This is a genomic window from Micromonospora arida (genome assembly GCF_003857035.1).
Lineage (GTDB): Bacteria > Actinomycetota > Actinomycetes > Mycobacteriales > Micromonosporaceae > Micromonospora > Micromonospora arida.
In genome coordinates this window covers 69,190-81,790 of the sequence record NZ_QGSY01000177.1, presented here as the reverse complement: position 1 = coordinate 81,790, position 12,601 = coordinate 69,190, and the positions used below count along the sequence as shown (strand labels likewise).

Genomic DNA, 12,601 nt, shown 5'->3' with positions numbered 1-12,601 from the left:
TGTATAAGAGACAGGGCTCACCCTCGTAGAGCGCGACGTACCGCCGGCGCCACTCGTCGCCGTCCGCGCCGAGGTTGAGGGTGTTGTGTTCGACGCCCAATGTCTCCGGCAGGGTGCACACCTGCAGCGTGAGCGCGTTCGCGTCGGCGATCCGGCGCGGCACGTCGACCGCTGCCCTGAGGTCCACCACGCCGTCGAGCGGGCTGATCGCGACCGCCGCGGTCCGCAGACCGGTCCGCCGGGGCGGGTTCGGCAGGGTACGGGCGATCGTCAGGTACTGGGTGACCGCGGTGAGCGAATATCCGCGCGACGTGACGCGGTCGCGGAGAACGCGACGCCCGTACAGCACGATGAGCGGTTTCACCGCGTAGGCCGGCGCCTGTCGCGGATTCGGACCGAAGAACGGCGACAGCAACAGCAGATGCCGTACGACGTTGCCCGGGACCTGGGCCAGCCAGGCGGCCAGTACGGCGCCGCCGGAGATCCCCACGACGCCGACCTCGTCTCCCAGGGCCGCCGCGACGGCCCACCCCTGCGCGGCGTACGTCGTCAGCTCACCGGCCTCGACCCGGTGGTGGGCCCGCCGGCCGACGGTCCCGTGCTGGGGTGCCCGGGGAATCCAGACGTTGTATCCGCGGTCGAAGAACTCCTCGGCCAACCCCGCGTATTGCTCGGGGGCGAGCGTGTACCCGTGCAACAGCAGCACGGCCCGGCCGGTACGGGAACCGTGGCTCAGCAGGCGGCTGCGTGACTCCGGGCGGACCTCCGGATCGGCCGTCTCGGCGGCGATGACGGCCGCGGCGGCACGGGTGGCCGTGTCGAAGTCGAGCGGTCGGGCCGGCGCGACCCGTAGCCCACGGCGGCCCACCGGCCAGAGGTAGAGCCCGGCGACCGCCGCCCCGACGAACGCCAACCCGCCGAGGAGCAGCGCGATGATCTCCGCCATGGTCAGATGCTGGCAGGGGCGGCGCTCGGCGCTGGCCGAGGGGGTGCGCCCGGGTGACCGGGCGCACCCGGTCAGCTATTCCTGGCTGTTCGGCGGCGCGAAGACGATCCGGGAGCGCAACTGCCGAAAGCCGGTCCGCTCCAACTCCGCCAGCACCGCCACCCGGTGGGCGTCCACGTCGGCGATGACCTCGCGGGCACCGCCGGCGGACAGCACCCGGACCGCCTCGTCCAACAGCTCGGGCCGGGCGGCCTCGTCGAGCAGGCCGAGGTAGGCGATCAGTGGGAAGCAGGCGTCCCCGGCCGTTCCGGCCAGGCCCACCGGCTTACCTGCGTCCACCACGACGCGCCACTCCTCGGTGTTCTCGCCCAGCCAGGCGAGCGGGTCGGTGGCCAGGTCGACGCCGCCAACCGCTCGTGCGTTCTCGACGCCGGTCAGTACGTCCGGCTCGGCGACCCTGGCGACCAGGGCCTTGACCTCCGCCACGTCGACGGGCGCGCGGAAGTCGTACCGCCCGGACGATGCCGGCAGGGGGGTGCCCGTCCAGGAACAGCGGAGGCGCTCCCCCCGCTCGACCAGCCCGGCGAGCCGGGCGGCGTCCATGGGCGCCCGCACCACGGCCAGCACCTCGGGCCGACGCCGCCAGTGTGCGGGCAGTGCGGCGTAGTACAGACCGGGACCGCCCAGCGCCTCGTGGGCGGCGCGCAGCAGCTCGGCGCCCACCTCCGGCTCGGCGTCCAGATCGAACCGGTCCAGCCAGGGGGCACCGACGGCGCCCGGCGGAAGGAGCCAGGCGGCCCGACCGACCACCCGGCCGGCGCGCAGGGCGACCCAGGTGTTCTCGGGCCGGTAGCCGCCGCCGGCGATCCCGTCGGCGTACGCGACCTGGCGCAGTTGGGGCAGCGGATCAGGCATGGAGTCGAACAGGTTTTCCTCGCCCGCGACGAGCGGACGGATGACCAGATCAGTCATGGGTTGGACCTCCGGGAAGCGCGCGCCCCGGATCAGATCCGCGCGGACGCCGGAGCGCGGAGAGGGCGCAGAACATCGGACATTGTTCTGACCTCCTTCCAGCTCGACGGCGTGCCCGACGACCATACGCGCAGGTGTCGACGGCCCGCAACGGATCGTCACAACGTCGGGTTGGTCTCCGACCCACGCTTGTGGGCACGCTGGTCGTACATGGTGATGCCGGCGAGGATCACCGCCGCGACGGCCGCCACGGCGACCGGCGGGAGCAGCACCATCGGCGGGGCGACCACGACCAGCGCCACCACGCCGAAGTACAGCGCCCGACACCTCGGCGCCGATCGGTCCTCCCGCTCCAGGGTGCTCCGCCCGATCAGGAACAGCACCGGGCCGCCGAAGATGATGGCCACCAGAGCCCAGTCGATCGGCGGGTGCGGATCCTCGATGACCTGCCCGAAGCCGACGGCGGTGCAGATGATGCCACCGACGATCAACAGCAGGCTGTAGCTCGCCCACCGCGACAGCTGGATCCCCTCCCCGCTCGGGGTCGAGGCATGGCCGGATCTGACGTGATAGAAGTAGATCCGCCAGAACGAGACGACCGCCACGAACGAGGCGACGAGGACGATGGTTCCCTCGGTCGAGAAGCCCGGAAAGCTGACCGCGGCGCCGGCTTCGAGCACCACCTCGGCGAGAGCGATCATGAAGAACTGGTTGTACCGCTCGGCCAGATGCTCCTGCGAGACGGTGGCCCCCAGGCTGTGGAGCTGTCGCTTGCCTATCCGGGGCAGGGGGTAGGTGGCGGCGGCGCCGATCAGCTCGATGGCGAGAGCGAGGGTCCAGAAGATGCCCCGACCGAGGCCACCACTGATGCCGCCACTGATCCAGAGCACGCCGGACGCCAGGTGCCAGGTCAGCACCCGGAGCGAGAACGCGTGCGCCGCGTGGCCCCGCAGGGCGAACGCCAGGAAGAGCGGTCGACCGACCTGGATGACGACGTAGGTGCAGGCGAAGACGACGCCGCGTTGGCCGAAGGCCTGCGGCAAGGTGACCGCCAGCACCAGCGTGCCGAACATCGTCGCCAACAGGACGGCCTGCAGATCCGGGCGCCGGGGGTCGTAGGTGCTCGCCAGCAGGGCGTTGAGCGACCAGATCATCCACATCGCCGTGAAGAACAGGACGGTCTGGCCAGCCTCGGACAGCAGTGTGTGTCGGACGATGGTCAGGTCGTCCGCGACCCGCCCGGCGAGGCGGGCCAGCGCGAAGACGTAGACGATGTCGAAGAGCAGTTCCAGGACGGTCGCCGAGCGGGGGCTCTTGCTTTCCCCGAGCCCACGAAAGAACTCGGTGCGCGTCAGCACGGAGGGAGAGACAGCTCAGCCGGCCAGGGCCGCCGGCACGGGCACAGCACGGTGGTGACCCTGTTCCGCTGCCATCGTCCCCGAGCCTCCCTCACCGACCGGCCCCCGCTTGATCCCTATCTGCGTATTTTATCCATCTTCATCGGGTCTCCGTCGCTGATGGCCGATACCGGGTCGGCGGTACGCCGGATCATCTGTGCCGTCACCCTGCGGTACGAGCCCGGGTCGACGGGGAACAGCCACTGCCGGGCCCGGGTCAGCGGGCCGACGTTGAGCCCCAACTCGTCCAGCACCTCGTCGACGTTGTGCATCGAGAACGGGATGATGTTCGTGCCGCGGGCATGCCGTCCGTTGGTGCGCTTCGTCATCCAGAGCAGCCGGGCGCGCACCTCGTCGCGCATCCGGACCTCGGTCGGCAGGGTGATCCCACCCCGCAGGTACGCGGCCGTCCAGACCGCCGCCATCTCCGCGCTGAGCGGGCTGAAGAACGACGAGTTGTAGCCGGCGAACGTCAGCCGCGGCACGCCGATCGGCAGGATCTGCCGGTAGAGCATGAAGTTGCCGGCCTCGTCCTGGAGCCGGGCGTGCAACGCGTCGTCGAGGAACGGCACGTGCTGGCGGAAGCCGGTGCCACAGATCACCAGGTCGGCGGGGAGCACCGTGCCGTCGGCCAGGCGGGCGGCGGGCCGGCCACCGTCGACCAGCAACTCGGTGATCACCTGTTCCCGGTGCACGGCGATACGGCCGTCGGTGACCCGTTCGAAGAAGCCCTCGGTGGCGAGGCTGACCGTGCTGCGGGCGATGTCCTCGAAGCTGCCGTTGGGCACGAGACCCAGTTCGCGCAGGTTGAACTGCCGGGTGGCGACCGAGCCGACGCTGTCGACCATGCGCCGGCGCAGACCGTTCCCCGGGCCGTGCAGGAACCGCTCGAAGCCCTTCAGGTGCAGGTAGCGGAAGAGCGCCTCACCCATCCGGGTGAGCAGCAGGTACTTGTAGTTGAGCGCTCCACCGAGCTTGCGGGGCATCTTCCAGAGCAGTTCGCGCGCCACCACGTGGGTCTGGGCGGCGACCTCGCTCACCGGGACCGCCACGTCGCAGGACGACTTGCCGTACCCGACGACGAGGACGTTCTTACCTCGGGCCGCCTCGATGTCGTGGAACTCCCCCGTCGCCAGTACGCGCCCTCCAGCGGCGGTGAAGTTCGCGTGCCCGTCGAAGGACGGGACGAACGGGTCGGAGAAGATGCCGTTGGCGACGATCAGGTGGTCGTACCGTTCCACAGTCAGCGGGTCCTGGGCGCCCGCCGGCCGCGAGGTGACCAGCCACCCGGTCTCGTCGTTGACCAGCTCGGCCGAGGCGACCTCCGTGGACAGACGCAGCGCGCCGGCCAGCCCGAACTTCTCCACGTAGCTCTCCAGGTACCGCTGGACCTGCTCTCCCGACGGCCACTGGGGATAGTCGGCGGGCATCGGCAGGTCGGAGAGGTGGTAGGTGCCCTTGTCGTTCTGGGTGTTCAGGCCGGGGTATCGCCGAGTACGGCTCCACACCCCACCGACGTCGGGCGCGCGCTCGAACACGGTGACGTCGAATCCGCTCTGCCGCAGCACCTTCGCAGCGCTCACACCGGCGAATCCGGCACCGACGACGGCAATCCTCATGATCTCCTCCGAAGGACGTACGAACCGTGCCGGCGCTGACCGCCCGCGGTGGTCGCACGCTAGCGAGCAGACCGGGAAGGTCGCTATCCGCTCGACGCGGGCGCTGTCCGCGGTACGCAGCCGGACCCTTTTCCTGTCGGGTCGACGGCTTTCCGGTCTGGTCTGGGCCTGTCACGCCTTACGGTCGGCGCGACGGGACGCCCGGGAGGTGTCGGATGGATGCGGTGACGGTCCGGACGGACGACGTCGACCGGGCTCGCGCCGAGGTGGGTCGGGTCTTCTGCCCACACCGGCTCACCCCGCAGGCGGGTGTGCACAGCGTGCAACTGCGGATGGCGGCCCGCCGGGCCGGTGGTGTGGGGGTCATCGACCTGGACTACGGGCAGGCGGTGCGCATCCAACCGCCCGCGCTGGAGAGCTTCTACCTCGTCCAGATCCCCAGCGCCGGCAGCACGATGGTCCGGCACGCCGGTCAGACCGTGACCTCGACTCCCGACGTCGCCTCGGTGCTCTCCCCGTACGACTCCTCGGACATGCGGTGGTCCGAGGGATCGCCCCACCGGATCTTCTACGCCGACCGGCACGCCGTCGACCGGGAACTCGCCCGCCTGCTGGGCCACCCGGTGGACGACCCGGTCCGCCTCGACGTCGGCATGCTCATGACCACACCGACCGCGCGGGCATGGGCGCGCGGGGTGGCGTTCCTCGCCGACGAGCTGTCCCAGCCGGCCGACGCGTCCCTGTTCGACCACCCGCAGGTAGCCGCCCGTTTCGAACAGGGGCTCATCGGCAAGCTGCTGCTGGCCCATCGACACAGCCACTCCCACCTGCTGGCCGAGCCGAGCCAGCACGCCCACCCCGGGCGTCTCGTCCGCCGGGCCTGCGCCCTGATCTCCGAACACCACGGGGAGACACTGACCGTCGGTGACGTCGCCGAGGCGCTACGGGTGAGCGTACGAACACTGCAGGACTGTTTCCGCCGTGAGTTGCAGACCACCCCGACCGCGTACCTGCGGGCCTGCCGGCTCGACGCGGCGCACCGCACGCTCCGCTCGGCCGCGCCGGGGGCGTCCGTGACGACGGTTGCCCTGCAACACGGCTTCGTGCACCTCGGCCGGTTCGCGACCGAGTACCGGAGCCGCTTCGGCGAGACACCGTCCACGACCCTGCGCCGCTGACGACCGTCGCCTCGTCCCGCCTCCATACGGTCGGCCCTTGCCTTGACGCTGACGACAAGGTTTAGCGTGGTCGCGACGGGCCGATGGAGGAGGTTGGATGCTGATCGGCGAGCTGGCTGAGCGGGCCGGCACGAGCCCTCGCACGCTGCGCTACTACGAGGAGCACGGATTGGTACGGGCGCAGCGCTCCGCCAATGGCTACCGCGAATATGAAGAGTCGGAGCTACGCGTCGTGCGGGAGATCCGGGCGCTGCTCGACGTCGGGTTCGGCCTCGACGATGTCCGGCCGTTCGTCGCCTGCCTTCGGGCCGGCAACACGTCCGGCGACGTCTGCCCGGACTCGGTGCTGGTGTTACGGCGCAAGATCGTCGAGGTCGACGCCGTCATCGACCGGCTCGGCGCGGTGCGCCAGCAACTGCACAGTCAACTCACTCAGGCGATCGCACATCGGGAGAAGACATGCCTCAGGAAACGGAAATAGGCTCGCTGGTCACCGTCACGGACGACACATTCGCGGAGCTGGTGCTGGCCAGCGACCGACCCGTGGTCGTCGATTTCTGGGCGGATTGGTGTCCGCCCTGCAAGGCCATCGAGAAGAGCCTCGCCGAACTGGCCCAAGAGTTCGGTGACCGGATGGTCGTGGCAAAGCTCAACTCCGACGAGAACCCCAGAGCTACCCGTAGCTACCGGGTGATGTCCCTGCCGACGCTGCTCGTGTTCCGTCAGGGCGAAGTCGTCGGCTCGACCGTGGGGTCCAGGCCGAAGACGTACCTGCGACAGACCCTGACCGCGCAGGCCGGGTGGTAACGGCCAGCGTTGGTGCCGTTGGAGACCAGGTGGTGATCGACGGCCGACATCAGCGGTGGAAATCGTTATCCCGGTGCGGCCGGCCAGTCTCCTGAGGGGAGGCAGGTGGTGGATCTTTCGTCATCGTCTCCGTCAGTCAACGGGTACGACCACACGAGGGAGTCGAGACGATGCGCGCAACCGGTCAGGGTGAGGCGGCCGCCGCGAGGGGACACCGGGGCGTCCACGCGGAACCCCGACGCGCGATGCTCGGCCGCCTCCCGATCGGTGCGCGGCGGCTGCTGTGGCCGCTCCTCGTGGCCGCCGCAGTCGCCGTACTGGTGACGGGTGTGATCGTCGTGGTGCAGCCGACCGGGCCGACGCCCGCCCCGGCGGCGACTCAGGCGCTCGACGCGCCGCCGCCCACGAGCCCGCAGCCGGGCGCGCCCAGCGCGACCACGCCCGGCGCCACGACGAGCCCGGCGGTAGCGTCTCCGACTCCGACGCCGGCGGCGAAGCCGACAACGGGACGCCCGGTCGCTCCGGCGGGCCCGGCGGCGACCTCGAAGCGCAAGGGCGTCGGGGTGTGGACCTTTGACGGGGTCAGCCAGGCGTTGGCCAACTCCGGGGCGAGTTGGTACTACACCTGGGACGTGAAGCACCAGGGCGTCACCAGCCCGCAGGGCACCGAGTTCGTCCCGATGATCTGGGGGGCGAAGAGCGTCACCGCGAGCAACCTGCAACAGGCCAAGCAGAACGGCCGTTACCTGCTCGGCTTCAACGAGCCGGACCTGAAGGGCCAGGCCGAGATGACCGTCGAGCAGGCGCTTGAGCTGTGGCCGCAGTTGCAGGCCACCAGCCTGCCGCTGGGCAGCCCGGCGGTGGCCTGGGGCGGCGACCGGCAGGGCGAGTGGCTCGACCGGTTCATGGCCGGGGCCAAGCAGCGCGGCTACCGCGTCGACTTCATCGCCCTGCACTGGTACGGCGGCGACTTCACCACAGCCAACGCCGTCAACCAGCTCAGGTCGTACCTCCAAGCCGTGCACGACAGGTACAACCTGCCGGTCTGGCTCACCGAGTTCGCCCTGATCGACTTCTCCGACGGCGTCCGTTTCCCCACCCAGGAACAGCAGGCCGCGTTCCTCACCGCGGCGACGCGGATGCTGGGTGGCCTGTCCTGGCTACAGCGGTACGCGTGGTTCGGCCTGCCCGCCACGGACAAGGACCAGACCGGCCTGTTCCGTACCGGCAGCACCGCGACCGCCGTCGGCCGCGCCTACCAGGCGGCGCGCTGACCTACAGCACGTCGACGTGGTCGCGCCAGGAGTGCTGCGGCTCGTAGCCCAGCACCCGGCGGGCCTTGTCGATGCTCAGCAGCGTCTCGTGCTCACCCAGCTCCTTGCGGATCTCGACGCCCGGGTAGACCTCGGCCATCAGGCTGGCGCTCGACCTGCTCATGACCGTGTCGGCGTTGGCGATGACGAAGACGTCGGCACCGGGCTGGTCGTGCGCGAGGGCGCGCTCGACCGCCTGGGCCCCGTCGCGGGCGTCGATGTAGCCCCACAGGTTCCACCGGCGCAGCTGCGGGTCGGCGTCGAACGAGGGGAACGGCGCGTAGTCCTCGACGTCCATGACGTTGGAGAAGCGCAACCCCACCATGACCAGCTCCGGGTCCCACCGGCAGAAGTGCCGGGCCATCTCCTCCTCAAGGGCCTTGTTCAACGAGTACGTCGACTCGGGCCGTGGCGCGTACTCCTCGTCCACCGGCGCGTACGGCGGCGGGTTGTCGAACGGCAGCCCGAGCACCGTCTCGCTCGACGCCCACACGACCCGCTTGATTCCGGCCGCCCTGGCCGCGGCGAACACGTTGTACGTGGCGGCGGAGTTGTTCGCGAAGGTGCTCGCGTTCGACATCAGCCCGGGGGCCGGGACCGCCGCAAGGTGCACGATCGCGTCGACGCCGCCCGCATGTTCGTCGGCACCCCCGGTGAACGCCTCCACCACCTGCCCGTAGTCGGTCAGGTCGACCAGCAGGAACTCGCCGTTCACGTCGCGTGGGTCGCGGCCACCGGCGCGGTCCACCGCCAGCACGTCGACGCCCACGGCGCGCAGGTGGGCGACCACGGCACGGCCGAGCTTGCCGGTGGCACCGGTGACGACGACACGCCTGGGCAGGGTGGCTTCGCTCATGACCACATCTTCGCCGCCAGCGGCGGCAGCCGGGGCAGCGGGGTCGACCCGGTCGCCTCGCCGCGATCGCGATCCGAGCGCGATCGGGTGGGTAGATGCGTAACGTGCAGGGGTAAACGTTGTCGCGACGAGGAGACTTCATGTCCAAGCCACCGCTTCCCGAGGCCGCGGTCGCCATGCTCCAGAAGCCGAACCCCGCCGTCATGACCACCCTTCGCAACGGTGGCCAACCGGTGTCCGCCGCCACCTGGTACCTGTGGGAGGACGGCCGGATCCTGGTGAACATGGACGAGAGCCGCCGTCGGCTGGAGCACGTCCGCAACGACCCCCGGGTGTCTCTCACCGTGCTCGACGAGGCCGGCTGGTACACCCACGTCAGCATCATCGGGCACGTCACCGAACTGCGCCCCGACGAGGGTCTGGCGGACATCGACCGGCTGTCGAAGCACTACACGGGCAACGCGTACCCGCGCCGGGAACGTGCCCGGGTCAGTGCCCTGATCGAGATCGACCGCTGGCACGGTTGGGGCGCGCAGAAGGACAACAACCAGGTCGGCTGACCGTTGCCGCCCGGCCTGTCGCCCTGATGGCTGCCGTCAGGGCGACAGGGCACCAGCCGTCAGGGCGTCAGGGCGGTGGCGGACCGGGCGCCGACACGGGTCACCAGGTAGCCGAAGGCCGCCGCGGTGAAGAACATGACGATGCCGTAGACGGCGCCCGGGATCGCCATCTGGGTGCTGTTGAGCAGCGCCGGGCTGAGCGCGATCGTGATGGCCAGGGTGCTGTTGTGGATGCCGATCTCGAAACCGGCGGCCGTCGCGGCGCTCCGGTCGACACCGGCGAGGCGCGGCACCCCGTACCCGATGGCGAGGCTGAGCAGGTTGAAGGCGAGCACGGCCAGGCCGACCGAGACGAAGTAGTCGGCGATGTTCTCCCGCTCGCCGAGCACCGCGCCGGCGATCACCGCGACGAGTACGACGACGGAGAGAATCCGGACCGGGCGGTTCAGCCGCTCGGCCACCTGCGGCATCCGCGCCCGGATGAGCATGCCGATCGCGACTGGGACGAGCACGATGGCGAAGACCTGCAGCACCTTGTCGAACTGTAGGCCGATGCTTCTGCCGTCGGGCAGGAAGTACGCCGCCGACAGGTTGACCAGGATCGGCAGGGTGAACACGGCGAGCACCGAGTTGATGGCGGTCAGGGTGATGTTCAGGGCCACGTGCCCGCCGAACAGGTGGCTGTAGAGGTTGGCGGTGGTGCCGCCCGGGGACGCGGCCAGCAGCATCATGCCGACGGCCAGCTCGGGTGCCAGGTCGAACGCGAGGACGAGGCAGAAGCAGAGCGCCGGCAGCACCAGCACCTGGCAGACCAGGGCGATGACGGCGGCGCGTGGATGCTGGGCCACCCGGCGGAAGTCCGCCATGGTCAGTCCGAGACCCAGACCGAGCATGATGATGCCGAGGGCGATGGGCAGGCCGATCAGAGTCAGGGCGGAGTCCATGGCACAACATCGTTACCACCGGGTAACGCCGCAACAATCCCCCATGTGGCTGGACGCTCTTGACCCCGGACGGTGAGCGGCTTAACTTCATCAATCAGATAAGTCTCTTTACTAATTCTGCTTGATGCCTCGTGGGAGTGTGCCGATGCGACCATTCCGCCACCGCCGTCTCACCGCCGTGGTCACCCTGGCGGCCCTGCTGCTCACCGCCGCCCCGCCCAGCGCCGCCAGCGCGAGCGACAACCAGCAGCGCCGCACCGGTTACCACCGGGTCGGCTACTTCACCCAGTGGGGCATCTACGGTCGGGCCTTCCCGGTCAAGAAGCTCGAAACCTCCGGTGCGGCGAGCCGCCTCACCCACCTCAACTACGCCTTCGGCAACGTCAGTGAGGACGGCCGCTGCTACGTGGACGGCGGGCCGGGCGAGGGCGACGCCTGGGCCGACTACCAGCGACCCGTCCCGGCCGAGGAAAGCGTCGACGGCGTCGCGGACGCACCGGGCCAGGCGCTCAACGGCAACTTCGGCCAGCTCGCCAAGCTCAAGGCCAAGCACCCGAAACTGCAGGTGCTGATCTCGCTGGGCGGCTGGAGCTGGTCGACGTACTTCTCGAACGCGGCCCGCACCGACGCGTCCCGCAAGGCGTTCGTCACGTCCTGCATCGACCTCTACCTCAAGGGCAACCTGCCGGGCACCACCCCCGGTGCCGGGGCGGGCGTCTTCGACGGCATCGACCTCGACTGGGAGTGGCCCGGCTCAGACGGTGAGCCCGGCAACGTCATCCGCCCGGAGGACCGGGAGAACTTCACCAAACTGCTCGCCGAGTTCCGCCGGCAACTCGACGCGTACGGGCGCACGACCCGCGCGCACCACCCGCTGACCGCGTTCCTGCCGGCCAGCCCGGCCACCATGGACGCCGGCTACGAGGGCCGCAAGATCTTCAAGTACCTGGACTTCGCCACCGTGCAGGGGTACGACTTCCACGGCGGCTGGGACGCACGGGCCAACCAGCAGTCGGCGCTGCGCGTCCCGGCGGGTGCCCCGGACAACCCGGACTTCTCCGTCGAGGTCGCCATCGACGGGTGGATCGCCCGTGGCGCGCCGCGGGACAAGCTCGTGCTCGGCATCCCCTACTACGGTCGCGGCTGGACCGGCATCACCGGCGGCGGCAACGGCCTGTTCCAGCCGGCCACCGGGCCCGCTCCGGCCACCTTCGAGGCCGGGTACGAGGACTACAAGATCCTCAAGACCCTGGCCGGTAACGGCTACACCGTGCACCGCGACCTGCGTGCCGGACACGCCTGGTTGTTCGACGGTACGACGTTGTGGACGTACGACGATCCGGCGGTCGTGTTGCAGAAGACGCTCTACATCCGACGAGCCGGCCTGGCCGGCGCCATGATCTGGTCGCTCGACGGCGACGACGACAACGCCACGCTGACCAAGACGATCGGCCTCGGCCTGACGACCTGGTAGCCGTACGTGTGCCACCCGGCCCGTCGCCGGCCGACCTTTCGGCCGGCGGCGGGCCGGTTACCGCTGCGCGGGTGTCACCGCGCGCACCGCGGCCTCGATGAGGGCTGTCACCTGGTCCATGTCCCGAGCCCGGTGCACATCCAGCTCGGCCGACCATCCGTCCGGCCGTGTGAGCTTCACCGTCACGTCATCACGGCGGTGGGTCAGCCAGCCGGCGATCGCCTGCACCAGCACCATGGCGGTGCCCGCGTCGCTGGCCGCCACCCGCAGGACGTCCGTGCGATCCGCCGACATCCCGTCAGGGGACGTGCTCACCCCCTCCCGCAGCCGATCCTCAGCGCGCAGCCAGGACGCCAGCGAACGCCGAGCATCGGCCGACGGATGATCCGGATGGACCGAGAGCGTGATCATCTCCGGCACGTCTCCTCCTCCCAGACGACGACAAGCCCACGCCACCATCCTGCCAGTCCGCGTCGGTGCCGGCACGCCGAGTAGTCAGCAATATCGATCAACCCTTGACCGCCGTATCGACGGT

General features: G+C 70.0%; 13 protein-coding genes. 6 read left to right on the top strand and 7 right to left on the bottom strand.

The genetic code is table 11. The features are described 5' to 3' along the window. From DLJ58_RS16175 to DLJ58_RS16160, 4 genes are all read right to left on the bottom strand, one after another. A partial coding sequence (locus tag DLJ58_RS16175; protein WP_208741142.1) for an alpha/beta hydrolase occupies nucleotides 1-946 on the bottom strand: 946 nt, incomplete at its 3' end. A 75-nt stretch (nucleotides 947-1,021) separates the two neighbouring features. Beyond that, complete coding sequence (locus tag DLJ58_RS16170) at nucleotides 1,022-1,918, bottom strand: acetyltransferase (protein ID WP_124857279.1); 897 nt, start codon at nucleotides 1,916-1,918, stop codon at nucleotides 1,022-1,024. Nucleotides 1,919-2,076: 158 nt separating this feature from the next. Continuing rightward, on the bottom strand, nucleotides 2,077-3,276 hold the full coding sequence (locus DLJ58_RS16165) for a low temperature requirement protein A (protein WP_124857277.1): 1,200 nt from the start codon (nucleotides 3,274-3,276) through the stop codon (nucleotides 2,077-2,079). Nucleotides 3,277-3,392: 116 nt separating this feature from the next. Continuing rightward, entirely contained in the window at nucleotides 3,393-4,934 is a 1,542-nt protein-coding gene (locus tag DLJ58_RS16160; protein ID WP_124857275.1) for a flavin-containing monooxygenase, read from the bottom strand. Between the two features lie 215 nt (nucleotides 4,935-5,149). Here DLJ58_RS16160 and DLJ58_RS16155 point away from each other — a divergent pair, with 215 nt between their 5' ends. The 4 genes from DLJ58_RS16155 (at nucleotide 5,150) to DLJ58_RS34885 (ending at nucleotide 8,193) form a co-directional block, all read left to right on the top strand. Beyond that, a complete protein-coding gene (locus DLJ58_RS16155) occupies nucleotides 5,150-6,112 on the top strand; it encodes an AraC family transcriptional regulator (protein ID WP_124857273.1) in 963 nt (320 codons plus the stop codon). Nucleotides 6,113-6,209: 97 nt separating this feature from the next. Then, nucleotides 6,210-6,593 (top strand): MerR family transcriptional regulator, encoded by a 384-nt coding sequence (locus DLJ58_RS16150; RefSeq protein WP_124857271.1) that lies wholly within the window; start codon nucleotides 6,210-6,212, stop codon nucleotides 6,591-6,593. Continuing rightward, nucleotides 6,572-6,919 carry a thioredoxin gene (gene trxA / locus DLJ58_RS16145; RefSeq protein WP_124857269.1) on the top strand — a complete coding sequence of 116 codons (348 nt, stop codon included), beginning with the start codon at nucleotides 6,572-6,574 and terminating at the stop codon, nucleotides 6,917-6,919. The genes DLJ58_RS16150 and trxA overlap by 22 nt, the downstream gene beginning before the upstream one ends. Before the next feature lie 170 nt (nucleotides 6,920-7,089). Beyond that, nucleotides 7,090-8,193 (top strand): glycoside hydrolase family protein, encoded by a 1,104-nt coding sequence (locus DLJ58_RS34885; RefSeq protein WP_124857267.1) that lies wholly within the window; start codon nucleotides 7,090-7,092, stop codon nucleotides 8,191-8,193. Between the two features lies 1 nt (nucleotide 8,194). Here DLJ58_RS34885 and DLJ58_RS16135 read toward each other — a convergent pair whose 3' ends face one another. Then, complete coding sequence (locus tag DLJ58_RS16135) at nucleotides 8,195-9,088, bottom strand: NAD-dependent epimerase/dehydratase family protein (protein ID WP_124857265.1); 894 nt, start codon at nucleotides 9,086-9,088, stop codon at nucleotides 8,195-8,197. Between the two features lie 140 nt (nucleotides 9,089-9,228). On the opposite strand from DLJ58_RS16135, the gene DLJ58_RS16130 reads away from it, so the two are divergent. Continuing rightward, nucleotides 9,229-9,648: a PPOX class F420-dependent oxidoreductase gene (locus tag DLJ58_RS16130; RefSeq protein WP_030337921.1), complete on the top strand. Its 420-nt coding sequence runs from the start codon at nucleotides 9,229-9,231 to the stop codon at nucleotides 9,646-9,648. Nucleotides 9,649-9,707: 59 nt separating this feature from the next. Here DLJ58_RS16130 and DLJ58_RS16125 read toward each other — a convergent pair whose 3' ends face one another. Further along, entirely contained in the window at nucleotides 9,708-10,592 is an 885-nt protein-coding gene (locus DLJ58_RS16125) for a bile acid:sodium symporter family protein (protein WP_124857263.1), read from the bottom strand. 145 nt (nucleotides 10,593-10,737) lie between these two features. Between DLJ58_RS16125 and DLJ58_RS16120 the strand changes: the two genes are divergently transcribed. Next, the gene (locus tag DLJ58_RS16120) at nucleotides 10,738-12,066 is read left to right on the top strand and encodes a glycoside hydrolase family 18 protein (RefSeq protein WP_124857261.1); all 1,329 of its coding nucleotides are present in this window, start codon (nucleotides 10,738-10,740) and stop codon (nucleotides 12,064-12,066) included. A 57-nt stretch (nucleotides 12,067-12,123) separates the two neighbouring features. Here DLJ58_RS16120 and DLJ58_RS16115 read toward each other — a convergent pair whose 3' ends face one another. Next, entirely contained in the window at nucleotides 12,124-12,477 is a 354-nt protein-coding gene (locus DLJ58_RS16115; protein WP_244218963.1) for an effector-associated constant component EACC1, read from the bottom strand. Nucleotides 12,478-12,601: the final 124 nt, after the last annotated feature.

What these genes read in the sequence shown, in the direction of transcription:
- DLJ58_RS16130 (WP_030337921.1), top strand. Translation starts at nt 9,229, where the DNA reads ATGTCCAAGCCACCGCTTCCCGAGGCCGCGGTCGCCATGCTCCAGAAG.
- DLJ58_RS16115 (WP_244218963.1), bottom strand. Translation starts at nt 12,477, where the DNA reads ATGATCACGCTCTCGGTCCATCCGGATCATCCGTCGGCCGATGCTCGG.
- DLJ58_RS34885 (WP_124857267.1), top strand. Translation starts at nt 7,090, where the DNA reads ATGCGCGCAACCGGTCAGGGTGAGGCGGCCGCCGCGAGGGGACACCGG.
- DLJ58_RS16125 (WP_124857263.1), bottom strand. Translation starts at nt 10,592, where the DNA reads ATGGACTCCGCCCTGACTCTGATCGGCCTGCCCATCGCCCTCGGCATC.
- DLJ58_RS16170 (WP_124857279.1), bottom strand. Translation starts at nt 1,918, where the DNA reads ATGACTGATCTGGTCATCCGTCCGCTCGTCGCGGGCGAGGAAAACCTG.
- DLJ58_RS16150 (WP_124857271.1), top strand. Translation starts at nt 6,210, where the DNA reads ATGCTGATCGGCGAGCTGGCTGAGCGGGCCGGCACGAGCCCTCGCACG.
- DLJ58_RS16155 (WP_124857273.1), top strand. Translation starts at nt 5,150, where the DNA reads ATGGATGCGGTGACGGTCCGGACGGACGACGTCGACCGGGCTCGCGCC.
- DLJ58_RS16120 (WP_124857261.1), top strand. Translation starts at nt 10,738, where the DNA reads ATGCGACCATTCCGCCACCGCCGTCTCACCGCCGTGGTCACCCTGGCG.
- DLJ58_RS16160 (WP_124857275.1), bottom strand. Translation starts at nt 4,934, where the DNA reads ATGAGGATTGCCGTCGTCGGTGCCGGATTCGCCGGTGTGAGCGCTGCG.
- trxA (WP_124857269.1), top strand. Translation starts at nt 6,572, where the DNA reads ATGCCTCAGGAAACGGAAATAGGCTCGCTGGTCACCGTCACGGACGAC.
- DLJ58_RS16135 (WP_124857265.1), bottom strand. Translation starts at nt 9,088, where the DNA reads ATGAGCGAAGCCACCCTGCCCAGGCGTGTCGTCGTCACCGGTGCCACC.